Origin of the sequence: Mycolicibacterium thermoresistibile, from assembly GCF_900187065.1 — a bacterium.
Lineage (GTDB): Bacteria > Actinomycetota > Actinomycetes > Mycobacteriales > Mycobacteriaceae > Mycobacterium > Mycobacterium thermoresistibile.
Genome location: NZ_LT906483.1, coordinates 4,626,662 through 4,648,923, shown reverse-complemented (window position 1 = coordinate 4,648,923; position 22,262 = coordinate 4,626,662). Strand labels below are relative to the sequence as shown.

The 22,262-nt window shown below is 69.7% G+C and carries 27 protein-coding genes and 1 pseudogene; 8 read left to right on the top strand and 20 right to left on the bottom strand.

Annotation, left to right across the window (positions count from 1 at the left end; genetic code table 11):
• Positions 1–13 precede the first annotated feature (13 nt).
• The gene (locus CKW28_RS22105) at positions 14–445 is read left to right on the top strand and encodes a hypothetical protein (protein WP_003924258.1); all 432 of its coding nucleotides are present in this window, start codon (positions 14–16) and stop codon (positions 443–445) included.
• 41 nt (positions 446–486) lie between these two features.
• Here the strand turns inward: CKW28_RS22105 and dinB are convergent, their stop codons facing one another.
• Both dinB and CKW28_RS22095 read right to left on the bottom strand, forming a co-directional pair.
• The gene (gene dinB / locus CKW28_RS22100; RefSeq protein ID WP_003924259.1) at positions 487–1,746 is read right to left on the bottom strand and encodes a DNA polymerase IV; all 1,260 of its coding nucleotides are present in this window, start codon (positions 1,744–1,746) and stop codon (positions 487–489) included.
• A gap of 57 nt (positions 1,747–1,803) precedes the next feature.
• On the bottom strand, positions 1,804–2,448 hold the full coding sequence (locus CKW28_RS22095) for a TetR/AcrR family transcriptional regulator (RefSeq protein ID WP_003924260.1): 645 nt from the start codon (positions 2,446–2,448) through the stop codon (positions 1,804–1,806).
• 76 nt (positions 2,449–2,524) lie between these two features.
• Between CKW28_RS22095 and CKW28_RS22090 the strand changes: the two genes are divergently transcribed.
• Positions 2,525–4,000, top strand: a complete 1,476-nt coding sequence (locus tag CKW28_RS22090) for a flavin-containing monooxygenase (protein ID WP_003924261.1) — start codon at positions 2,525–2,527, stop codon at positions 3,998–4,000.
• 12 nt (positions 4,001–4,012) lie between these two features.
• Here CKW28_RS22090 and rraA read toward each other — a convergent pair whose 3' ends face one another.
• The 7 genes and pseudogenes from rraA to CKW28_RS22055 all read right to left on the bottom strand — a co-directional run bounded on the left by rraA (position 4,013) and on the right by CKW28_RS22055 (position 8,513).
• Positions 4,013–4,513: a ribonuclease E activity regulator RraA gene (gene rraA / locus CKW28_RS22085; protein ID WP_003924262.1), complete on the bottom strand. Its 501-nt coding sequence runs from the start codon at positions 4,511–4,513 to the stop codon at positions 4,013–4,015.
• Positions 4,510–5,029 (bottom strand): annotated as a pseudogene (locus tag CKW28_RS22080) (MerR family transcriptional regulator). The gene rraA and the pseudogene CKW28_RS22080 overlap by 4 nt, the downstream one beginning before the upstream one ends.
• A 67-nt stretch (positions 5,030–5,096) precedes the next feature.
• Positions 5,097–5,633 (bottom strand): hypothetical protein, encoded by a 537-nt coding sequence (locus CKW28_RS22075; RefSeq protein WP_003924263.1) that lies wholly within the window; start codon positions 5,631–5,633, stop codon positions 5,097–5,099.
• A gap of 100 nt (positions 5,634–5,733) precedes the next feature.
• Positions 5,734–6,657 carry a CopD family protein gene (locus CKW28_RS22070; protein WP_003924264.1) on the bottom strand — a complete coding sequence of 308 codons (924 nt, stop codon included), beginning with the start codon at positions 6,655–6,657 and terminating at the stop codon, positions 5,734–5,736.
• Positions 6,654–7,238, bottom strand: a complete 585-nt coding sequence (locus CKW28_RS22065) for a copper resistance CopC family protein (RefSeq protein ID WP_003924265.1) — start codon at positions 7,236–7,238, stop codon at positions 6,654–6,656. The genes CKW28_RS22070 and CKW28_RS22065 overlap by 4 nt, the downstream gene beginning before the upstream one ends.
• 32 nt (positions 7,239–7,270) lie before the next feature.
• Positions 7,271–7,807 carry a hypothetical protein gene (locus tag CKW28_RS22060; protein WP_003924266.1) on the bottom strand — a complete coding sequence of 179 codons (537 nt, stop codon included), beginning with the start codon at positions 7,805–7,807 and terminating at the stop codon, positions 7,271–7,273.
• Between the two features lie 46 nt (positions 7,808–7,853).
• Positions 7,854–8,513: a DUF6474 family protein gene (locus CKW28_RS22055; RefSeq protein WP_003924267.1), complete on the bottom strand. Its 660-nt coding sequence runs from the start codon at positions 8,511–8,513 to the stop codon at positions 7,854–7,856.
• Positions 8,514–8,830: 317 nt separating this feature from the next.
• Between CKW28_RS22055 and CKW28_RS22050 the strand changes: the two genes are divergently transcribed.
• The gene (locus CKW28_RS22050) at positions 8,831–9,322 is read left to right on the top strand and encodes an ImmA/IrrE family metallo-endopeptidase (protein ID WP_003924268.1); all 492 of its coding nucleotides are present in this window, start codon (positions 8,831–8,833) and stop codon (positions 9,320–9,322) included.
• Positions 9,319–10,512 carry a hypothetical protein gene (locus CKW28_RS22045; protein ID WP_003924269.1) on the top strand — a complete coding sequence of 398 codons (1,194 nt, stop codon included), beginning with the start codon at positions 9,319–9,321 and terminating at the stop codon, positions 10,510–10,512. Before CKW28_RS22050 ends, CKW28_RS22045 begins: the two co-directional genes overlap by 4 nt.
• Positions 10,513–10,542: 30 nt before the next feature.
• On the opposite strand, the gene CKW28_RS22040 is transcribed toward CKW28_RS22045, so the two are convergent.
• From CKW28_RS22040 to CKW28_RS23875, 5 genes are all read right to left on the bottom strand, one after another.
• Complete coding sequence (locus CKW28_RS22040; protein WP_003924270.1) at positions 10,543–10,941, bottom strand: helix-turn-helix domain-containing protein; 399 nt, start codon at positions 10,939–10,941, stop codon at positions 10,543–10,545.
• Positions 10,942–11,368: 427 nt separating this feature from the next.
• On the bottom strand, positions 11,369–12,067 hold the full coding sequence (locus CKW28_RS22035) for a TMEM165/GDT1 family protein (RefSeq protein ID WP_003924271.1): 699 nt from the start codon (positions 12,065–12,067) through the stop codon (positions 11,369–11,371).
• Positions 12,068–12,338: 271 nt separating this feature from the next.
• Positions 12,339–12,872 carry a hypothetical protein gene (locus CKW28_RS22030; RefSeq protein WP_003924272.1) on the bottom strand — a complete coding sequence of 178 codons (534 nt, stop codon included), beginning with the start codon at positions 12,870–12,872 and terminating at the stop codon, positions 12,339–12,341.
• Positions 12,873–13,107: 235 nt separating this feature from the next.
• Positions 13,108–13,728, bottom strand: a complete 621-nt coding sequence (locus CKW28_RS22025) for a superoxide dismutase (RefSeq protein ID WP_003924273.1) — start codon at positions 13,726–13,728, stop codon at positions 13,108–13,110.
• Positions 13,729–13,876: 148 nt separating this feature from the next.
• Positions 13,877–14,032 (bottom strand): hypothetical protein, encoded by a 156-nt coding sequence (locus tag CKW28_RS23875; RefSeq protein ID WP_003924274.1) that lies wholly within the window; start codon positions 14,030–14,032, stop codon positions 13,877–13,879.
• A gap of 401 nt (positions 14,033–14,433) precedes the next feature.
• On the opposite strand from CKW28_RS23875, the gene CKW28_RS22020 reads away from it, so the two are divergent.
• The gene (locus tag CKW28_RS22020; RefSeq protein WP_040546192.1) at positions 14,434–15,486 is read left to right on the top strand and encodes a DUF4328 domain-containing protein; all 1,053 of its coding nucleotides are present in this window, start codon (positions 14,434–14,436) and stop codon (positions 15,484–15,486) included.
• Positions 15,487–15,490: 4 nt separating this feature from the next.
• Positions 15,491–16,309: a glycerophosphodiester phosphodiesterase gene (locus CKW28_RS22015; protein ID WP_003924276.1), complete on the top strand. Its 819-nt coding sequence runs from the start codon at positions 15,491–15,493 to the stop codon at positions 16,307–16,309.
• Positions 16,310–16,316: 7 nt separating this feature from the next.
• On the opposite strand, the gene CKW28_RS22010 is transcribed toward CKW28_RS22015, so the two are convergent.
• From CKW28_RS22010 to CKW28_RS21995, 4 genes are all read right to left on the bottom strand, one after another.
• Positions 16,317–16,865 (bottom strand): ferritin, encoded by a 549-nt coding sequence (locus CKW28_RS22010; RefSeq protein ID WP_003924277.1) that lies wholly within the window; start codon positions 16,863–16,865, stop codon positions 16,317–16,319.
• A gap of 134 nt (positions 16,866–16,999) precedes the next feature.
• Entirely contained in the window at positions 17,000–18,199 is a 1,200-nt protein-coding gene (locus tag CKW28_RS22005) for an LCP family protein (protein WP_082764996.1), read from the bottom strand.
• A 55-nt stretch (positions 18,200–18,254) separates the two neighbouring features.
• The gene (locus CKW28_RS22000) at positions 18,255–19,022 is read right to left on the bottom strand and encodes a CPBP family intramembrane glutamic endopeptidase (protein WP_003924851.1); all 768 of its coding nucleotides are present in this window, start codon (positions 19,020–19,022) and stop codon (positions 18,255–18,257) included.
• Positions 19,023–19,044: 22 nt separating this feature from the next.
• The gene (locus tag CKW28_RS21995; RefSeq protein ID WP_040546463.1) at positions 19,045–19,842 is read right to left on the bottom strand and encodes a DUF2470 domain-containing protein; all 798 of its coding nucleotides are present in this window, start codon (positions 19,840–19,842) and stop codon (positions 19,045–19,047) included.
• A gap of 150 nt (positions 19,843–19,992) precedes the next feature.
• On the opposite strand from CKW28_RS21995, the gene pheA reads away from it, so the two are divergent.
• Positions 19,993–20,961, top strand: coding sequence for a prephenate dehydratase (pheA, locus tag CKW28_RS21990; protein WP_003924849.1), 969 nt, complete (start codon positions 19,993–19,995; stop codon positions 20,959–20,961).
• The gene (locus CKW28_RS21985) at positions 20,958–21,644 is read left to right on the top strand and encodes a histidine phosphatase family protein (RefSeq protein ID WP_003924848.1); all 687 of its coding nucleotides are present in this window, start codon (positions 20,958–20,960) and stop codon (positions 21,642–21,644) included. Before pheA ends, CKW28_RS21985 begins: the two co-directional genes overlap by 4 nt.
• 6 nt (positions 21,645–21,650) lie before the next feature.
• Here the strand turns inward: CKW28_RS21985 and CKW28_RS21980 are convergent, their stop codons facing one another.
• Positions 21,651–21,848 (bottom strand): hypothetical protein, encoded by a 198-nt coding sequence (locus CKW28_RS21980; protein WP_003924847.1) that lies wholly within the window; start codon positions 21,846–21,848, stop codon positions 21,651–21,653.
• A 60-nt stretch (positions 21,849–21,908) separates the two neighbouring features.
• Entirely contained in the window at positions 21,909–22,259 is a 351-nt protein-coding gene (locus tag CKW28_RS21975; RefSeq protein WP_003924846.1) for a metallopeptidase family protein, read from the bottom strand.
• Between the last annotated feature and the right edge of the window lie 3 nt (positions 22,260–22,262).

The window sequence follows — 22,262 nt, the reverse complement described above, 5'->3', positions numbered from 1 at the left end:
CTAGACTCGCGGGATGCGAGCCGACCTCGGAACCGACACCGTCATCACCCTGCTCGCCGCCGGGTTGATCTTCCTGTGGGCACTGATCCTCGGGGTGTGGAAGTACCGGCAGATGGCGACCGCCCAGAACCATCTGGCGCACCCGTATGTCGACATCGCGCACCGTGCGGCGCTGCTGTACTCGTTCGCCACGCTGCTGATCGCGGTGTTCGTCGAGCTGAGCGGTTGGCCCGCGGCGGTTAACCTGACCGCGGCGATGGTCGTGGTGTTCTTCTTCGTGGTGGCGATCGGGTCCTACGTCCTGCACGGCGCCCGCCGCGACACCACCAACCAGTTCGAACATTCCACCACGGCACTGCACGGCGCCATGGTGGCGCTGATCGCCGGGGAGATCGGCGGATTCGCGGTGCTGCTCGCCGGGTTCGTCAGTGCCCAGTTCCTCTAGGCCCAGTTGATCCAGGTCCAGTTCCTCGAGGCCCAGTTGATTCAGGTCCAGGAAGGGGCCGACCGGTGCTCATCGGGCAGCCGGGGCATCTCCCAGCCCGGGTCGCGGCCGAGGAGCACCCCGCGGGTCAGTGCCGCGGTGCCGTACCGGCGCCGGACGTTGTCCACCGCGGAGTCGAGTTGACCGGCGGCGGTGCGGCTTTCGGTCCCACCACACGGTAACGGCAGTTCGAGCTGGGTGGCACCCGAGCGGTCGATGTCGGTGACCGCGAACCCGATCAGGGTCAGGCCGCGTTCGGCGATCAGCGGTGCCGCCGCGGACACCAGGGCGCGCGCCGTAGCGAGCACGACATCGGTGGACGCGGTCGCCGCGGCCAGGGTCCGGGACCGTGTCGCGCGGCTGTAATCGGCGAACCGCAGCCGCAGCACCACGGTCCGCCCGGTGCGGTGAGCCGCACGCATCCGGCGGGTGATCCGGTCGACCAGGTTGACCACCACCGCGTCGATCTCGGCGGCCGACATAGCACTGCCCGCCCGGCCCAGCGAGCGCTGCGCGCCGACCGACCGGCGCCGCACCCCGGTCGCGACCCGCCGCCGGTCGATGTTGTGCGACAGCGCGAACAGCTGCCTGCCCATCGCCGCCCCGACCATCGAGGTCAGGGCCGTCTCGGGGAGCGCGGCCACGTCGGCCACCGTCTCGATGCCGTGCGCCCGCAGTCTGGCAGCGGTCTTGACGCCCACCCCCCACAGCCGCTGGACCGGCAACGGATGCAGGAAGGCCGGCTCGCGGTCCGGCGGCACCAGCAGCAGACCATCGGGTTTGGCTTCTTGACTGGCGACTTTCGCGAGGAACTTGGTGCGGGCGATCCCGACCGTGATGGGCAGCCCCACCTCCGCACGCACCCGCTCGCGGAGCCGGGCGGCGATCTGCACCGGCGTGCCCGCCAGCCGACCCAGCCCGCCGACATCGAGGAAGGCCTCGTCCACGCTCAGCGGCTCCACCAGCGGTGTGGTGTCCCGGAACACGTCGAACACCGCCGCGCTGGCCTGCGAATACGCCGCCATCCGCGGCGGCACCACGATCGCGTGCGGGCACAGCGCACGGGCCTGACCGCCGCTCATCGCGGTGCGCACCCCGTACGCCTTGGCCTCATAACTGGCGGCGAGCACCACCCCGCCGCCCACGATCACCGGTCGGCCGCGGAGCGCCGGGTCGTCCCGCTGTTCCACCGATGCGTAGAACGCATCGAGATCGGCGTGCAGGATCGTCGCGCCGTGACCAGCCGGACCGGACACGAACACATGTTCGCATGCCGGGCCGACAACGCGGCGATGGTCGACGGTCCCCGCGCCGGCGAGCTAGCGGCCGGTGCCGTAGATGCTGGTGAGCCAGATATGGGCCAGTGTGTCGACGATCCGGTCCTCCGGCACCGCGGGCTTTTCATCGGCGAACGCCGCGAACATGGTGCGTTCGTTCATCAGGTTCAGCGACACCGCGAGGTCTTCGGCGGGGATGGTGTCCGGGGCCGCGCCCCGTTCACGCTCGGCGCGGATCGATTCGGCGGTGTAGTCGATCCACTTCTTCATGAACCGCGACCACAACGCATCCACCTCGGTATTGGTGGTGCGGGCCGCCGCACCGGCCAGTGTCACCGCCCGGTGCGCGCCGAAGGTCTCGAACAGCGCGTTGATGGCCCGCCACACCCCGGCCGGATCGACCGCGCGCGCGTCCATGCCGTTCAGCGCCGCATCGGCGCGCTGGTCCGCCTCGGCGATCACCCGTTCCACGAGCGCCAGCAGCACGGCGTCCTTGGACGGGAAATAGAAGTAGAACGTCGGCCGCGACAGCCCGGCGCCCTTGGCCAGGTCGTCGACGGAGATCTCGGCGAGCGGACGCTCGGCGAGCAATTTCTCCGCGGTGGTGAGGATCGCCAGCTCCCGGTCGTCGCCGGAGGGACGGGTGCTGCGGCGGCCCCGACTGCGGACCGGACTGGCTGTGCTCATGCGCCCCACTTTACACAGCGTTGACGTTCTCAACAGTGTGTTGACTATCTCAACACTGTGTTGATAGCTTGTGGTCATGACTGAGCACCTCGACGTCCTCATCGTGGGCGCCGGAATCTCCGGTATCAGCGCCGCCTGGCATCTGCAGGACCGCTGCCCGTCGAAGAGTTACGCGATCCTGGAACGCCGCGACAATCTGGGCGGCACCTGGGATCTGTTCAAATACCCGGGCATCCGGTCGGACTCCGACATGTTCACGCTCGGGTTCCGGTTCAAGCCCTGGACCGACCCCAAGGCGATCGCCGACGGGCCGGACATCCTGGCCTATCTCAAGGAGACCGCCGAGGAGTTCGGCATCGACGAGCACATCCGGTACCGCCACCGGGTGGTGTCGGCGAACTGGTCCGATCCGGACAACAAGTGGATCCTGCAGGTGGAACGCGACGGTGAGCAGGTCGAGATGACGTGTTCGTTCCTGTTCGCCTGCAGCGGCTACTACAACTATGACGAGGGCTACTCGCCGGAGTTCCCGGGCGCCGACGACTTCGAGGGCACCATCGTGCACCCGCAGCACTGGCCCGAGGATCTCGACTACGCCGGCAAGCGCATCGTGGTGATCGGCAGCGGTGCGACCGCGGTGACGCTGATCCCGGCCCTGGCCGAGACCGGCGCCGGGCATGTCACCATGCTGCAGCGGTCGCCCACCTACATCGGTTCGCTGCCGTTGGTGGACCCGATCGCGGTCAAGGTGAACAAGTACCTGCCACCGAAGATGGCCAGTGTGGTCAACCGCTGGAAGGCGATCATCTTCAGCACCTTCCAGTACCAGCTGTCGCGCAAGTTCCCCAACTACATGCGCCGGACGTTGATGAGGATGGCCGAGCGCCGGCTGCCGCCGGGCTACGACGTCGAGAAGCACTTCGGTCCGCGCTACAACCCGTGGGATGAGCGACTCTGCCTGGCGCCCAACGGTGACCTGTTCCGCGCCATCCGGCACGGCAAGGCCGACGTGGTCACCGACACCATCGACACCTTCACCAAGACCGGTATCCGGTTGACATCGGGCACCGAGTTGGAAGCCGACATCATCATCACCGCGACGGGGTTGAATCTGCAGCTGTTCGGCGGCGCGGAGATCAAGCGCAACGGGCAGCCGGTCGAGCTCACCGAGACGATGGCCTACAAGGGCATGATGCTGAGCGGGATGCCCAACATGGCGTTCACCATCGGCTACACCAACGCGTCCTGGACACTGAAGGCCGATCTGGTGTCCGAATTCGTCTGCCGCGTCCTGAACCACATGGACGAGCACGGCTACGACGTCGTCGAACCGCAGCATCCGGGCGACAGCGTCGAGGAGCGGCCGCTGCTGGACTTCACCCCCGGGTACGTGTTGCGGGCGCTGGACCGGCTGCCCAAGGCCGGATCCCGTACCCCGTGGCGGCTCAAGCAGAACTATCTGTTCGACCTCGGGCTGATCCGGCACGGCCGGGTCGACGACGAGGGTCTGCAGTTCGGCAGACGCCGCGCCGCGCTGTCAGCGACCGCCTGACACCCGACTGACTCAGCCTTCGGCCGACGGGGACGGCGGTGGCACGACCACGATGCCGTCCTCGTCGGCGTAGGCGATCTCACCGGGCACGAAGGTCACCCCACCGAACTCGACCGCCACATCGCGCTGGCCGGCGCCGGTCTTGGTGCTCTTGCGCGGATTGGTGCCCAGCGCCTTGATGCCGATGTCGAGGGTGCGCAGGGTGGCCGAATCGCGCACCGCGCCGTTGATGATCAGACCAGCCCAGCCGTTACCGCGGGCCAACTCGGCGATCACGTCGCCGACCAGGGCGGTGTGCAGGGAACCGTCACCGTCGATCACCAGCACCCCACCGTTGCCCGGCTCCGACAACACCGACTTGAGCAGCGCGTTGTCCTGGAAACAGCGCACAGTGCTGATCGGACCGGCGAACTGGGCGCGGCCGCCGTACTGCTGGAGCTGCAGATCGCAACTACGGACATCGGGACCGATCTCATCGACCAGATCGGCGGTGGGTCGAGGTTCTACGATCACCGCTCGATGTTATCGATGATGATGTCGTGCACGAACCGGGCCAATCCCGGTTCGGCGTCGTCGTAGAACGCGGCGAACCGTTCGTCGGCGAGATACATCTCGGCCAGCCGGCGATGCATGCGCTCCCGGGACTGCCGGAACGCCTCGGTGCCGCCCCAACGCCGTTCGGTCTCGGCGGCGTGTTCATCGAAACACCGCGCTGCCGAAGATCTCGACCTGCTCCTCCGCCGACAGCTGTATGCCGTGGCGGTGTGCGTTCATCAGTTCCTCCACTGCCTTGATGGTGTGCTGCAACCGGTCCGCCTGCTCGAGCAGCAGCGCATGCTGACGTTGCAGACGGGCGAGGGGATCGGCGGCGCCGTCGAGCAGCGCACGGATCTCCTCCAGGGGGAGACCGGCCGAGCGGTACACCGGGATCAGGTGCAGCCGTTCGATGGCGGCATCGGTGTCACCGCGGTATCCCGCCGCGGTCCGCACACTGGGCACCGGCAGCCCGATGCGGTCGTAGTGGTGCAGGGTCCATGGGCACCACTATCGACCCTGACGCGGCGTCAGGGTCAAGGCGTTGTCAGCCGATTGCGCGCTACTTGCCGCGGCGGTTGACCAACAGGACGATGAGCAGGATCAGCGCCCCGGACGCCACCGCGATCATGAACGGCAGCCGGGAGTCGTCGGGGCGGGAGATCGGCGCCGGCGTCGCCACCGGATTGGGCGCCGAGGCCACCGTGGACTTGGCATGCGCGGCGACTTCCTTGGCAGCCGAGGTGAGATCGGCCGGGGGCGCAGCCCCGGCCGTCTGCCGGCGTTCGGGCTCGGCGGGCTTCCTGGCCGGTGCCTTCTGGGCCGGTGCCTTCTTGGTGGCCTTCTTGGCCGGTGTCTTCTGGGCCGCCTTCTTCGCCGGTGTCTTCTTGGTGGCCTTCTTGGCCGGTGTCTTCTGGGCCGCCTTCTTGGCCGGTGTCTTCTGGGCCGGTGTCTTCTTGGTGGCCTTCTGGGCCCGCTCGGTCTTCTTCTCGGCCGGGGCGCCCGCCTTCTCGGCCGGCTCCGGAGAACCGGCTGCCGGATCCGGCCCCGACGACACGGAGTCTCCGGTCCCGGCCGGCTGGTCCTGCGGGTCTGCCATGTGGCTGCTCCTTTGCAGTGTCATGTCTCAGCTGGGCGGTGCGGGCCGGTGGATCCGGCGGCACCTATCATGCCAGGCGCCCGGGTCCCGCCCGTACGTCTCACCCCGTGACGGTCAGCACCGCCGCGAAAGTCAACGCCACCGTCATCAACGCCAGTTCGGTCAGCGAGCGGGCCGTCGACACCTCGGCGGTGGTCCGGTGCGCGCGGGCGGCCGGCACCCAGCCGGTGCGGTTGCGCCACGCCAACCCGATCAGCGCCACCGTCACCGCGATCTTCCCCGACAACACCCGGCCATAGCCCGTGTCGAACAACGCCGCCGGGGAGGCGAGAGTGACGGCGGCGCCGGCCACGCCGCACACCAGCAGCACGATCACACACCACAACGACACCTGGGAGAACCGCGGCAGCACCCGCGCCCACCGGCCCCGGTGCGCCACGGTCAGCACCAGCGCCGCCAGCACACCGCACCAGAGCGCCGCCGCCAGCGCATGGACCGCGACCGCCGCCCCGCCCACCGGACTCGCCGCCAGATGGCCGGTGAGAGTGCGCGCCAGCATCCCGGCCGCGGCCGCGCCGATCGCCACCATCCACGCCGCCGACCGCCGGTGCGCCGCCAACGCCAGACCGGCCACCGTCGCCGCGGCCGCGATGCTGAGCAGCGCCGACCGGCCCGCCGCGGTCACGGTCGCGTACTCCACCACGGTCGAGGTGCGCAGCCGCCACACCGGTACCCCGACCAGTTGCGCGCCCTGCACCGCCAGCCGCACCACCTCGGCCAGCAGCCAGCATCCGGCGCTGACCGCCAGCGGCCCGGCCGCGGTCCGGGCCAGCTCGCCGCGCCGGCGGCCGGTGTCCAGCAGCGGGACCACCGCCAACCCCAGCGTCACCACCGCCGCGCAGTCGGCCAGCGCGCGGGTCGCCGCGGTGGCCGGCACGACCTGCGGGAACGCCACCGCCCAGGCGGCTGCCGTGGCGGCGGCCACCAGCAGAACGCCGACGGCCGCCGCCCGCAGGCGGCTCACTGCTGGCGCCGCACCGCCCAGACCAGGCCACCCGCCACGATCACCGCGGCGATCAGCACGAACACCCAGACCGGCAGATCGGCCCCGGTTGCCGCGCCGTCGGTGGCGCCGTCGGACTCCCCGTCGGCGGTATCGGCGGGCAGGGTGGCCGGCGGACCGGGCTCCCCGCTGCCGGCGACCTTCAGCTCAAAGGTCCACGATCCCTGCACCACATGGCCGTCGGCCGAGGTGGCGCGGTAGTTGGCGGTGTAGGTGCCGGCCGGCCCGAGCGGTTTGACTGCCACACTCACCACCGGACCGTCCACCTCGGCCTCGCCGGTGGACCACAGGTTGCCGTCCGGACCCACCACCGTCATCGCGGCGAAGGTGTCCTGCATCGGCTCGTTGAACGTCGCCGACACCCGCTCCGGCGCCTCCTCGAGCACCGCCCCGTCGGCCGGATCGGTGGACATCAGGGTGGCGTGCGCCGCCGCGGGCGGGGCCATGACGATCCCCATCACGGTGAGGATTCCGGCGAAGGCCCCGAGAATCCGGGCGGGGCCGACCCGGGTGCGCGTGAACGCGCGAGAGGTCGAAGACATGAGATCGGACTTTCTGTCGTTGGGACTGTCGGTCAGGACGCGACGCCGGCCGGCGGGCCGCGCCGCGCCACCGAAGAGGCCAGCGTCAACGCCCGCAACGGCTGATCGGCGCTGCACACCAGCACCGTCGGCGCCGTCGGCGCCACCGGTGGGAGATCGACCGGACGCGCCGCACGCACCGCCCGCGACAGCGCGCCACCGAGCCTGCCGACCGCCGCGACCAGCATCGCACCGGCCACCACCGCCACGGTGTGGGCGAACACCATCACCCACGCCCGGTGCGGCGGGAGGCTCGCGGTGTCCGGACCGTGGGCATGCCCGGCGGCGGTGAACAGCAGATGGGCCAGCAGTTGGCCGACACCGAGCAACCCGACCAGTACCGGGGTCGAGGCCGCCGACCGTAGGCCGACGGTCAGCGCGCCGACGGTCGCCGCGAGCACGACGAGGTGGGCGCCGAGCGCGCCGGTGGGCAGCGCACCGCCGGCGGCACCGTGCGCAGCGACCGCCAGCGCGGCGGTCAACAAACCCGTCGCGGTGCCGCGCAGCGGTGCGGAGCCGTCCGCACCCACAGTCGCACCCCTCACCTCACGTCAACCCCGTCACGGCATCGTCAGGTCAGCTCGACACTCCCAGCCGGGCCAGCAGATCCGCGTCGATACCGTCGAGCTGTTCGGCGATCGCCGCGTGCGCGGCCTTGCGCCGCGTCGAGGGCATGTTCTCCGCGGCCGCCACCGCTGCGGACAGATCGCTGAGGCGATCGGTGATCGCGGCGGCGAACTGTTTGGTCTCGGCGTCCTTCGGGTTCTTCTCGACCACCAGCCGCAGCGACCGTTCGGCGCCCGCGATCCGCGCCGACAACTGGGCTCCGTGCCCGGAGAACTGGCCGAGCTGGGCCAGCGGGACCCCGAGCCGGTCGGCACGGCGTTCATCGAGGTAACCGCGCGCGGCGATGGCCACCCGGTAGCCCACCGGAACCACCACCGGCGCCAGCAGCCGGGTGACGGTCAATGCCCGGCGAATCCGGGTCGGCGACAACAGTTTGCCCTCCTGTGCCGCCTTGAGCTGGGCTTCGGCGACCTTGCGGGCGGTGCGGTCGCTCTTCTGCTGCGCGCGCAGCTGAGCCTTGAGCGCCCTGGCCTCCGCGCGCTGCTCGGACTTGATCCGCCGGGCCTCGTTCTTCGCGGCGAGCTTGGCCTCGAGCTTGGCCTTGTGTTTCAGGGCCCGGGCCTCGGCTCGACGGGTAGCGCGGCTCTTGCGTCGCTTGAACAGGCTCATCCCGGCTGCCTCTCGGTCATCTCGTGCGGCGTGGACTTCGCTGGTGCCGTCGCTGGCCGCGGCACCTTGCCACAGCTGATCATCCAGCCCAACACTATCGCTCCGGACGTTCGCTCCGGTGCCGCGCCCGGGTCGGCCCGGCTGTGCGAGAATCGCCGTGACGTAGGGGCCGCGACACGGCGCCATTCGGGCGGGGCCGGGACGACACCCGGCGAGTCGACGAAAACGCCGCCCGCGCCGCCAGGGGGTGGTATCTCTCGGTTCAGGGTTGGACCGCTTTGGGCACCCGTTGTACAGCAGGGCAGACAGGGGGTCGGATGCCGGCAAGTCGACGTGTCACACGAGCCGTCAACGCGGTTCTCGATCTCGCGCCGCGGCGCGGCGAGGTCTCCCTGCTGAAGCTGGTGCAGGCGGTCGCCGAGCAGCGGGGCCGTCCGATCGAGTTGAAGATGGCCGACCTGCCGCCCGGCGTGTGTGGACAGTGGCGCGAATACGCCGACCGTGACGTCTTCCTGATCCAGCAGGGCCTGCCGGCGTGGGATCGCACCCTGGCCCACGAACTCGGCCACCTGGTCCTCGGCCATGACGGCATCCCGGTCGCGCAGGCGGCCCAGGCCGGCACCGAGGTGGCCGGCGACGACCTGATCAGCTACATGCTCAACCAACGCACCGGGTGCATGGGGCCCAGCGGTGAGGACGCCGAGCAGGAAGCCGAGGATTTCGCCGCGTTGCTCATCTACCGGCTGGGCCGGTTGCCGTCCGACCGGTCCTCGCTGGTGCAGGTCCGCCTCGGAGAGGCGTTTGGTTGATCGTCTGGTTGATCGCCGGTCTGTTGGGCCTGGCCACCGGTTTACGTATCGGTTGGGCCCTGGCGAACAAGCAGTCGGTGGTGAGCACCGCGATGATCGTGGCCCTGGGCAGCCTGGCCCTGGTCGCGGCGCTGAACTGGCCGCCGCTGACCCTGTTGGTGGACACCGCGCTGGGCTGGCCCAACATCGTGATCGGATTGAGCCAGGTCGGGCTGATCGGCTGTGCCGCCGGCAGCAGCGTCATGATCACCACCGTCGCCTCCGGGCGTGACACCACCACGGTGCGGCGCATCGCCATCGTTCAGTACGTGGTCGCCGTCGCCGTCGCCACGCTGACCCTGGTGGTCTTCCTGTCATCCGGTCAGCAGCCCGAGATGACCACCGAGGAATACCTCAGACACAATGTCGGTCCCGGCGGCGCGGTGTGGGTGTGGCTGCTGCCGCTGATGTATGTGATCTTCGCCCTGACGGTGGTGGCCGGGGCCGGTATCCGCCACTCCAACCGCAGCCGGCGGGGGCGGGCGTTGTTCGGGTTCGCCCTCGGCGCCGCGCTGATCGTGGTGGCCAGCGTGCTGCTGCTGATCAGGGCAGTCGGCCAGACCGACGAGCCCGGTATCGGGACGGTGGCCACGATGCTCGGTCTGGCGATGGTGATGGTGGCGGCGGCCGCGTTGGTGCCCAGCATCGAGGACTGGTTCGGGGCCCGCCGTGAGCTGCGGATCATCGATCCGCTGCTGGCCGAGCTGAGCCGACGCCATCCCGATGCGGGAGTGGGGGAGCGGCCCCGCGGTCCGCTGGTCTTCCGCGTGGCCGAGCGGATGTCGCTGATCTCCGACGGACTGTTCCTCGAGGCCACCCTGGCCGTCGGTGATCGCGACCGGGTCGACGCACCGGCTGGGCGCGGGGCGTCGGACGGGCCTGACAGCCCGGACGACGATCTGGTCGACGAGGTCGGACACCTCGACCCCCCGCCGGTGTCGGCCGACGAGCAGGCCCGGGCGATCGCCGAATGGATTCACGCCGGCCGCAACGGCCAGGAAGGCTCGGCCCGAAAGCTCTTCCCCGGCCTCAACTGGTTACGGCAACCGGAGACGTTCTCCGACCGGGATTGGATTCTCGCGATCGCGGAGCAGTACCACCGGCTCGTCCGGCGGCGCGCCGAACGAGCGCCGCGCCGCCGGACGGTATGAGACCGGTGTCAGCGCACCCGGGGCAACGGGTCAGTCGTCGAGGTTCTCCTTGCGGCGGAGCTCCTCGGCCCGCTTCACAATGTCCTCCTGCGCCTCGGGGGACAGGCCGATGGTGCGCGCAGCGATGCGGCGGACCCCCTCGTCCCGCATCTGCGCCAGCCAGGTCAGCTCCTTGTCGAGCTTCTCGAAGTACTCGTCATCGGTGAAGTAGTCCGGCTTGATCCGGAAGAAGCTGGCAAGCGCCGCCATCGTTGCCTGCGACGGGTTGGTGCGGTTGCCGGAACGCAGCTGCGACAGATACGGCGCGGACATCGTGATGCCCTCCGCCTTGAGTGCGGCGATCACTTCGGCCGACGTATGCGGGCCCCGACCCGGCGGGTAAACCGTCTCGAACAGCCGGTTCAGCCGGTCGGCGAACGTCTTGCTCATCGAATTGACCTCCACATGATCTGTTGAGCGGGCAATTGGGCGGGGTATTTGCTGATCATCGTAGCGAGAGTTGTGCGTCCAACCAAGTGCAAACCCGATAAAAGTTAACTAACCGCGCAGCCTCCTGGGTCTCCACAGCCGTGGCGGCTTCCTCGCTTGACACCCGAGGTAGCACCGTATGGTGCAGCGAAGTGCATCTTACCGATGCTCAGCAAGCTTCTCCGGCAGGGGCGACGGCGGCGCGGCGCGGATGGGACGTGTTCACCACCGGTGCAGCGCAACCGATCTGTTCCCGGGGTGAATTCCATTTGCTAATGCCATCGCCAAATGGCTTGACGTAATGTGTGCGGTCTCATTTCCTGCGCCGCCGGGCGGGGGAACGGAGCCGTGACAGTTGTTTACGGTGCGGTTGAACGTTGCCAGCCGGTCACCGGTCCTGCGTCGGCGTGATCGGCGCTGGTTCCGGCGCCGCGCGGCCGCGGAGGTAACCCACCGTCGCGGCCAGACCGGCCAGCGCGACGGCCCCGCCGACCGCGGCCACCGCAACCCCGCGCCACCCCAGCGCGGCGTCGAACAGCAACCACAGCCCGACCACGAGGAACAGCAGTCCGGCCAACCGGTGCAGCGACCGGATCGGCAGCCGGCGGTTCAGGACCGCGCCGACGGCGATGGCGACGCCGTCGGCCAGCACCATTCCGGCGGTGGCGCCGATCCACACCCCGGCCCAGGCGTGCTCGCTGGCCAGCGCGACCGTGGCCAGCATGGTTTTGTCACCCAACTCGGCCAGCACGAACGACGAGACGACCGCGAACAGCACATGCCGGGTCTGGGCCACCGACGGGGCCCCGTCGCCGCCCGGGTCGCGGCCGTCCCACCAGGTCCACGCCGCGAACAGCAGAAAGGCCACCGCGGCCGCGAAGGCGATCGGCCGCTCCGGAAGCGTCATCCCGAGGAAGTGGCCGACGGCCACCGAGATGCCGTGCACGAGCAGCGCGGCGATCCCGACCCCGCTGAGCACCACCCACCAGCGGTGGCGCAGGGCGTAGGTCATGGTGATGAGCTGGGACTTGTCGCCGAGTTCGGCGACGAACACCACGCCGAGGCTGATCAGTGTGGCGGTGAGCATGGGCAACGACCTCTCGACACATTGCCGACAGGTCACGGATGCGCGACCCGCCGACAGGGGTCGAAGGTCTCGCCCACCGCACCGGTTGAGAGGAGGTGCGGTTCGCCGGCCGGGCTGTGCGCCAGTATGTCGACACGACGATTGGGGGCTACTCCCCTTCGCTGACGACACCGACCATAGCGTGCCGGCAGGGGCCGCGCCAGTGCTCCCGGGATTTCGGGCACCCGTAACCGATACTTCGCCGGTCCGGGTCAACTACATTCGAAATTCCTTACGCCGCAAGCAGCATCGCCAATATCGCGGTGTCGGGGTGGCTGATCGGGTCGACGCCCACCCGGCTCATCATCGAGGTGACGGTGCCGTCGGCCTCGGCCTCCACCCAGGCCGCACGGTGCTCCAGGCCCAGATGCGGAATCCCGGGCAGCAGCACGCATCCCGACGCGGCGCCGGCGCATTCCGGTAGCGACGGCGTGGTCTCCGAGGGCGGATGCAGCAACATCAGGGCCGGTGGCTGCTTGTCCGCGAAATGCCCTGGCGGGACGGCGGACTCGCCCATCACCGGGCCTTCCGCCACGACCAGACCCACGGTGCCCGGCTCGGGATCGTCCGGGAGTTCCTCTCGGACTCCGAAAACGGTTGTGGTGGGCAGTAATCCAGGAACCGATGCCACCCGGACCGCGGCTTTGAGAAGTTGTGCCCACTCCTTGGTGGAGTTCGGCCAACGGCCGGACACCACAAACCCTTTCAGTGCTCCACGCAAGTGAAACGGCGCGATCTCGATCGCCCGGTCTGACCCCTTGTCCATCTCGCCTCCGTGGCTCTACGCAGTGGCTAAGAATGCGCCAAACCCGCGCTGGCAGACAAGAGGCGGACAGTGCTAACGGGTCGGCGGTCGCTGACGCCGAAGAGTCAAGCCCCGCTGGCGAACTGAGCCGGTACGGCGGTCGGGTCCCGCCGGTACGGGCTGCAACGAAACGGGGCGCCGCACCCTCGGTGCGACGCCCCGTCCGAGCGCTGCGGTGGCAGCTGTCAGAAGACCGTCAGAAGATCAGGCCCTGGGCCTTGCTGACCGCTGCGTTGAACCGGTTCTGCACGTCCTCCCAGTTGACGACGTTCCAGAACGCCTTGACGTAGTCGGCCTTGACGTTCTTGTACTGCAGGTAGAAGGCGTGCTCCCACATGTCGACCTGCAGCAGCGGGATGATGCCCAGCGGAACGTTGGCCTGCTGGTCGTAGAGCTGGAAGGTCAGCAGCCGCTGGCCGAGGGTGTCGTAGCCGAGCACCGCCCAGCCCGAGCCCTGCAGGCCGTTGGCCGCCGCGGTGAACTGTGCGCGGAACTTGTCGAACGAGCCGAAGTGCTCGTCGATGGCGGCGGCGAGCTCACCGGTGGGCTTGTCACCCCCGTTGGGGGAGAGGTTCTTCCACCAGATGGTGTGGTTGACGTGGCCGCCGAGATGGAAAGCCAGGTTCTTCTCGTGCAGAAAGATGGCGGAGTGATCGCCGTTGGCGCGGGCCTCCTCCAGCTTCGCCAGTGCGTCGTTGGCGCCCTTCACATAGGTGGCGTGGTGCTTGCTGTGGTGCAGCTCGTTGATCTGGCCCGAGATGTGCGGTTCAAGCGCACCGTAGTCCCAATCGAGATCGGGCAAGGTGTATTCGGCCACGAGATTCCTTCCTATTCAGTAATCAGTGGAGCTCGAGCATCCGAGGTTCGAAAGCGTCCGACCTCAACATTGCTCCATCGACGGACGCCTCGCAAGGAGGCGGCCCACACCTGCTCGGATTACCCGGCACACCCGACCTGTACGCCGGTTATGACAGGACGATCAGCGCCAATACCACCAGCAGGGCGAGCGCGATGATGCCTGCGCGCAGACACGCGATGAGCTGGCTGCGGGTATAGAGGTGTCCCGAGGGCTGCCATTCCGACGCCGGTCCGGCCTGCCGCCCGAAATGAGGTGGGGTCATCGGGCGTGCCCGCTTGACTCGTTCAACGACACTCCCTTGCGGTTTCACACCGTGAAGATTGTCACAACGCGAGGTTGTGGGCGTGATCATAGCCCGCTGATTCCGATCAGGAAAACCCGGTCCGGAGATTTCGTTTCCACCCCTGTCACCCGGGGTAACCGGGCCGCATCATCGCCCGTCGGCTGACGGTGATCTTTGTTTGCTGATCCGGCTCGGCCGGTTGTCCCCAATCGGTACGGTGCCCGGAGGTTTGCGCCGTTCAGCTCGGACCCGGCGATTCCAGCCCCTGTGGACTACGTTGTGGAAACTGTGGATAACCTGCGATTGCTGAGCGGCCGGCGGCGGGTGACGGCCGCGTCCGCGTCGAGTGCTCGGCGACCGCTCACCATTAGGCTGGTCGAATGATCCAGGTGTGTTCCCAGTGCGGAACGCGGTGGAACGTGCGCGACCGCCGGCGGGTGTGGTGCCCACGGTGCAACGGCGCCCTGCTGGCGCCCGGCGCCACACCACCGGCACCGTCGCCGTGGAGTGCCCGGTCGACCACCGCATCGGCGGGTCCGGGCGCCGCGCCGCCCCGGCTGCCTCCCGGGTACCGATGGATCGCGGTCCGCCCGGGCGCGGCGCCACCACGCCGCACCGGCCCGCGACCACTCGGGCCGACACCGCGGTACGAGTCCGTCCCCCGGTGGGGACTGGTGGAGCACTTCGACACCGCCCCGCAGGACGCCGGACCCGAGCCCGGCGCCAGCGCGGCGCTGGTGCGCGGGGTGCTCATCCTGACCATGGTGATCCTCGGCGCCGCCGCGTTCGCCCACATCGTGCGGTACGTCCTGCTGCTGATCAACCGCAGCACCCTGCTGCATCCGTGGGTGGCGGCCGTGGCGACCTGGCTGCCGGTGGCGCTCTCGGTGGCGGCGATGTTCGCTGTGGTCACCACGATCCTGGTGCTGACGAACTGGCTGATCGCGCGGCGGGCGGCGACCTACCGCCGGCTCGGGACATCCGATCCGCGCCCGGTGTGGATGCTGTGGACGGGATGCGTGCTGCCGGTGGTGAACCTGATCGTCGCGCCGGTGTTCATCTTCGAGCTGGCCAAGGCCGAGGATCGGCTGAGCTGGCTGCGCCGGCCGGTCTACGTGTTCTGGGCGGCGTGGCTGGTAAGCCACGTGATCTCGGGGTGCGCGTTCTTCACCAGCTTCGCCCGGGACGCCCAGGGCATCGCGGACAACACCGTGATCACCGTCGTCGCCTACCTGGCGGCACTGGCCGTCGTGGTGCTGGTCGCCCGCGTGCACGACAGCTTCGACCGCACCCCCGTCGAGCGGCCGGCCCGGCGATGGGTGGTGGTGCCCGACCAGACCGCGGAACCGGGACGGCCCGGCGGGTCGGAGGAACACGCCGACGGCTCCTCCGCGCCTCCGGTTGAGGCCGGCGGGCAGAACCCGGCAGCATAGCGGTATGGAGACGGGCGGGGAGGCGCTCGGCCGCCACCCCTATGTGGTGGCACATCGCGGGGCGTCGGCGGACCGTCCGGAACACACGCTGGCCGCCTATGAACTCGCTCTCGAGGAGGGCGCCGACGGTCTGGAGTGCGATGTCCGGCTGACCCGGGACGGTCAGCTGGTGTGTGTGCACGACCGGCGCGTCGATCGGACGTCCACCGGTTCCGGTGTGATCAGCACGATGACGCTGGACGAGCTGCGGCGGCTGGACTTCGGGGCGTGGCATGACAGTTGGCAGCCGGTCTACGGCACGTTCGGTCTGCTCACCCTCGAAGAGCTGATCGGGTTGGTGCTGGGCTGGAAGCGGCCGGTCAAGCTGTTCATCGAAACCAAACACCCGGTGCGCTACGGCGGGCTGGTGGAGAGCAAGGTGCTGGCCATGCTGCACCGGTTCGGCATCGCCTCCCCGCCGTCCGCGCGGCTGTCCCGGGCGGTCATCATGTCCTTCTCGCCCGCCGCGTTGTGGCGGGTCCGCCGGTCGGCACCGCTGCTGCCGACGGTGCTGCTCGGTCCGACGTCGCGCTACCTGGGCGGCAGTGCCGCCACCACGGTCGGCGCCACCGCGGTCGGACCGTCGATCGCGGCCCTGCGGGCCCGCCCCGAGCTGGTCGACCGGGCCGCGGCACAGGGCCGGTCCACCTACTGCTGGACCGTGGACCAGTACGAGGATGTGGCGCTCTGCCGCGATCTCGGGGTGCCGTGGATCTCGACCAACTACCCGGGCCGCACCAAGAAGTGGCTGCAGGACGGGTTGACCGGCGCCGGCCGGGACTGACTGTGGGTTACAGCGCGCCGCCGGCGACCGGTGGCGCGGTCGGGTCGCCGGCGCGGCGGTCGCCGAATTCGCGGGCGACGAACTCCTCGAGGTGGAACAGGTTGTCCCCGGCGCGTTCGGCCACCCGCGCCAGGGTGGACATCTGCGCCACCTCCTCGACCTGTTCCTTCAGGAACCACTGCATGAACTGCTCGCCGAGATGGTCGCCCTCGTCGCGGGCGGCACCGGCCAGCCGGGTGATCTGCTCGGTGACGGTGCGTTCCTGCTGCAGCGCCAGGCCGACCGCGTCGGCCGCCGACTCGAAGCCGTTGCGCACCGGGTCGACGCCGGGGATCTCGACCTCGACCCCACGGTCGAGCAGGTACCGCACCAGCATCATGGCGTGATTGCGTTCCTCGACCGCCTGTCCGTAGAAGTGGTCGGCGAGCCGGGGCAGGTCGGCGCCGTCGAAGTACACCGCGATCGCGAGGTACTGCTGGGCGGCCGAGAACTCGGCCCGGATTTGCTCCTGCACGAGCTGGTGGAACTTGGTGTCGAGTACGTCCACGGATGACATGCGGCCAGGATATGCCAGGTCAAACAGGGTTGTCAGGGAAGGTCAACCTAATTGAGGCAAGGTAATCCTAAGGCGTGATGCCCCTGCTGAAGCCGGATTTGAGTTTGCTGGACCCGGGCTCGGTCGAGCTGTCATCAGGGCACGGGATCGTCCAGCAACTCGGGCGGGATCGGGGTGTCGGAGGCCAGCGCAGCAAACAACCGGTCGGCCGCGGCGTGGTCCCACTGCGCGGTCGACCCGGACCCGAATCCGCCGATCGGCACCGTGGCGGTGACCGCGCCGCGGCTCAGCGCAAACGCCAACCGGGCGAGATCCCACACGTGGTCGCCGGCGTCGACGGTCAGCGCCGTCATCGCCGCGGTCCTCATCGGTTCCCAACGCAGCGGATTGAGCAGCACCGCGGGACTGACCACCCGGTCCAGCAGGGCGGACATGAACGCGCGCTGGTTGACCATGCGGTCCAGATCGGCCCGCGGGGTGGCCCGGGACCGGACGAACCCCAGCGCGTTGCGGCCGTCCAGCTTCTGGCAGCCGGCGGGCAGGTCGATACCGGCCAGCGGGTCGGTCACCGGCTCGGCCAGGCACATGCGGACCCCGCCGACGGCGTCGACGAGTTCGGCGAAACCCCCGAACCCGATCTCGGCGTAGTGGTCCAGGCGCAACCCGGTGGCCTGTTCGACGGTCTGCGCCAGCAGGGCCGGGCCGCCCAGCGAGTATGCGGCGTTGATCTTGTCGCCGCCGTAACCGGGAATCTCGACGTAGGAGTCGCGGGGGATCGACACCATCGCGGACGGGGCGCCGGAGCCGACGGCGGGCACGTGCACCAACAGGATGGTGTCGGTGCGGCCGTTGCCGAGGTCGCCGCCGGTGGTCAGCGCCGCCTGCTGGTCGGGCGTCAACCCCTGCCGACTGTCGGATCCGACCAGCAGCCAGTTGGTGCCCTTGCCGGCGGCCGGCCGGCCGGAGTACTGGCCGAGCACCGGGGCCCGCTGGAGTTCGGTGTCGATCCATACCACACCGGCCACCACCGCGACCGCGAACACCAGCACCGTGGTCAGCACGATCCGGCCGAGATGCCGGAGCACCCACGGGCGGCGCGGGCGGACCGGACGGGCCGGCACCGGCGCCGGGTGGGGCGGAGGCCCGCCCGGCTGTTGCCGACGGGCGGGGGCCGACCGGCGGGGAGGCGGTTGTGGCCGGCGGTGCGGCGGCTGGGCCGGCGGCGGGGTCGGGGGATTGGGCGGCCACACCGGCGGCGGCCGGAAGTTCGGGTCGCGACGGATGACCTGCGACGGTTCGCGTCGTCGGGGGTCGGGCGGCCGTCGCTGGGTCACGCCCCGAATGTAGCCGCCGGGTGCGCCGCCACCGGTGTGCCGGACCGGAATCTCGTCAGGTGAGCCAGGTCAGGTGGTCGGCGGCCAGCGCGTAGCCCACGAATGCCACCGCATCGATCACGGCGTGCGCGACGATCAGCGGCCACAGCCGGCCGGTGCGCAGATACAGCCAGCCGAAGATCAGACCCATCACCAGGTTGCCCAGGCCCGCGCTGAACCCCTGATACAGGTGATAGGCCCCGCGCAGCAGGCTCGATGCCAGCACCGCTGCCACCGGTGTGACCCGCAGCTGCCGCAACCGGGTCACCAGGAACCCGACCACGACGATCTCCTCGGCCCACCCGTTGGCGAACGCAATCGCCAGCAGGACCGGGATGCGCCACCAGGTGTCGTACAGTTCGGCCGGTTCGACCGCGGCGCTGAGGCCGAGCGCGCGGGCGGCGAGATACAACCCGATGCCGGGCAGCCCGATCAGCGCGGCCAGGCCGAGGCCGCCGAGCAGATCCGGCCGCCACCGCAACCGGCCCAGCCCGATCCGGGCCGGACCGGATCCGCTGCGCCACAGCAGGTACAGCGCCAGCGCGCCCCAGCCCATCAGCTGGAACACCGCGGCGAGGTTCAGGCCCAGGTCGATGAGGCTGAACTGCGACCGGCGCGGGTTGAGCGCCACGATCTGACCGGACAGACCGAGCAACACCGATTCGGTCAGGCGCAGCAGCGCGCTGTAGGCGGTGAGCCCGAAGGTCACCAGCAGGACGACGGCTATCTCCAGACGCAGCGCCCGCCGTTGCGGGGCGGTCAACTCCTCGGCCGGACCGCTCACCGCACATACGGTAGCGGCGCGGTCAGGGTCGCCGCGCCCGCAGGCCGTTGAGGAACGGGCAGCCCATCAGGATCCGGATCGCCCGGCTCAGGCCGGTCACATCGTCGACCGGCTGGTTGAACGGCAGCCGCACGTCGTGATCGCCGGTGTCGGCCTCCACCCGCAACTGCACGCCGTAGCGGTCCAGGCCCAGCGGACGGACCCGGCCCCGGCGCAGCGCCACCGGCAGCCTGCTCGCGAGCCGGTCCACGACCTCGCGGTGGGCGACCTCAAGGTGCTGCAACCAGGTGGACTCCATCGTGCAGAACGGGTCGGGCCGCGCCGCCAGCAGCGCGTCGACCGGAACCGCCTCCGCGCCGGTGGAGTCGGCGGCCACCACGGAGTCGATACGTAACCGCAGCAGGGTCGCGGCGGGTTCGCCGTCCCCTCCGGCGGCATCGGAATTGACCTGCAGCAGAGCGGGATTCGGGTTCTCGGCGGCGATGGTGTCGAGCAGTTCGGCGGATTGTCCGGAGGGAACCCGCACCAGCCGGCCCCGGATCCACACCAGGGCCCGCACCGGTTCGCGCAGCGGCACCGGCGCGTAGTCGGTCAATTCCAGCACGGCCTGGATGCCGCCCGCGCCGGCCGCGACGACCCGGGCGTTGAGCGGACCGTCGACCGGGGCGGTGATCGCCACCGATCCGTCCTCGAGGAGGTGGTGCACCGGCGTGGCGACCGGTTCGATGCCCTCCACCGCCAGCATCGCGCCGCCTGCCCGCGCGCAGGCGCTGCGGATCCGCTCCGCCGTCGTGGGTCCCGTGGGTGCCGCAACTGTCATTCGCGCCGCCTTCCGTCCGAAGTAAGGCCATCCAAAGTGAGGTAAGCCTTACTTAACTATGTCCTGGTCGGCGGCGCAAGACCTTCCCCGGAGTGAGCCACACCGATTCACCGGGCTCTCTGAGATCGCGGGAATCGATAGGGTGAAGCGATGCCGCGCATCGCGTATCTGGGGCCGGAGGGAACGTTCAGCGAATCGGCGCTGCTGCAGATGTCGGCGCGGGGCATGGTGCCCCGGGCCGTCCCGAAAGACGCCTCCGGAGATCCGAACGGGATGACCGCGGTGTCGGTGGAGAGCACACCGGCCGCGCTGGCCGCCGTCCGGTCCCACGACGCCGACTACGCCTGCGTTCCGATCGAGAACTCGATCGAGGGTTCGGTGCTGCCCACGCTCGACAACCTGGCGGTGGGCAACCCCCTGCAGATCTTCGCCGAGCTGACCCTCGACGTCGCCTTCACGATCGTGACCCGGCCCGGCACCGAACCCCCCGACATCGCCACGGTGGCGGCCTTTCCGGTGGCCGCCGCCCAGGTGCGGCACTGGTTGGCCGACCATCTGCCGCACGCGCAACTGGTGCCGGCCACCTCCAACGCCGCCGCCGCCCAGGACGTCGCCGCGGGCGCCGCCGATGCCGGGGTCAGCACCGCGCTGGCCGCCGAACGGTACGGCTTGGCCGTGCTGGCCACCGACGTCGTCGACGAACCCAACGCGCGCACCCGATTCGTGCTGGTCGGTCAACCGGCCCGGCCACCGCGGCGCACCGGGGCCGACCGCACGTCGGTGGTGCTGCGGTTGGCGAACGTTCCCGGGGCGCTGGTCACCGCGTTGACCGAACTGGCCGTCCGCGACATCGACCTGACCCGGATCGAATCCCGGCCCACCCGGACCGGGCTGGGCAGCTACATGTTCTTCCTGGACATGGTGGGCCACATCGACGACGATGCGGTCGCCGGGGCACTTATGGCGCTGCACCGTCGTTGTGCAGATGTGAGATATCTGGGTTCCTGGCCGACGGGGTCGGTGGTCGGCGCCCCACCACCGCCACTGGATGAACAGGCACGTTGGTTGGCCCGGCTGCGGGAGGGCAAGCCGGTGAGCGAAACCGGGGGTGGCCCATGAGCGGGCGGTTGGTGCTGGTGCGGCACGGACAGTCGCAGGCCAATGTGGAGCGCCGGCTGGACACCGCCCCGCCCGGCGCCGAACTGACCGACCTGGGCCGCCAACAGGCGCGCGCCTTCGCCCGCCAGCTCCGACGTCCACCGGGACTGCTGGTGCACTCGGTGGCGGTGCGCGCCGAACAGACCGCCGGGGAGGCCGGCTCACACCTGGGGCAACAGGCCCACGTGTTCGAGGGCATCCACGAGGTGCAGGCCGGCGAACTGGAGAACCGCAACGACGACGAGGCGATCACCGAATTCGAGACCGTCTACCAGCAGTGGCATCAGGGCAACCTCAAGGTCAACATGCCCGGCGGGGAGAACGGGGTGGAGGTGCTCGACCGCTACGTGTCGGTGATCACCCAGTTGCGGCTGCACTACCTCGACAACGACGCGTGGACCGACGACATCGTAGTGGTCAGCCACGGTGCCGCGATCCGGCTGGTGGCGGCCACCCTGGCGGGGGTGGACAGCACGTTCGCGCTGGACCGGCATCTGGGCAACACCGAATCGGTGGTGTTGGCGCCGATCACCGACGGTCGTTGGAGCTGCCTGCAGTGGGGGAAGGAATCCCCGCCGTTCTATCCGGAACCCGATGTGCAGCCGGTCGAGGACGCGCTGCACTCCGTGGACCCGATGGGCTGAGGCGGCTCACCCGGCCCGCAACGCCGACACCTCCGACCGGCTGCACACGCAACCGACCGATTCGCAGTCGACGACGAAGGTGTGCAGCGCATCCGGGGTGTCGCAGCCATCCTCGGTGCACTCCGACCGGTACCGGACGTGGTGGATGACCGTGCCGTGGCAGTGCTGCAGACCCGCCCGGCACTCCCGGCATTCTCCGCTCATGCTCCGTTCATAACACCCGGCGCCGACGCATCGTGGTTGCCGCGCCCCGGCCGTTTCGAATCAGCCCCAACCCAGTTCGTGCAGCCGGTCGTCGTCGATCCCGAAATGGTGCGCGATCTCGTGGATCACCGTGATCGCCACCTCCTCGACCACCTGCTCCTCGGTGTCGCACATGTCCAGCAGCGCTTCCCGGTAGATGGTGATGGTGTCCGGCAGCGAACCCGCGTACCAGGAGTCCCGCTCGGTCAGCGCCACACCCTGATACAGCCCCAGCAGGTCCGGCTCCTCGTCGTTGCGATCCTCGACCAGCACCACCACGTTGTCGATCGCCGCAGCGAGGTCGGGCGGGATCAGGTCGAGTGCGTCAGAGACCAGTTCCTCGAACCGCTGCGGGCTCATCCGCACCGCCATCCG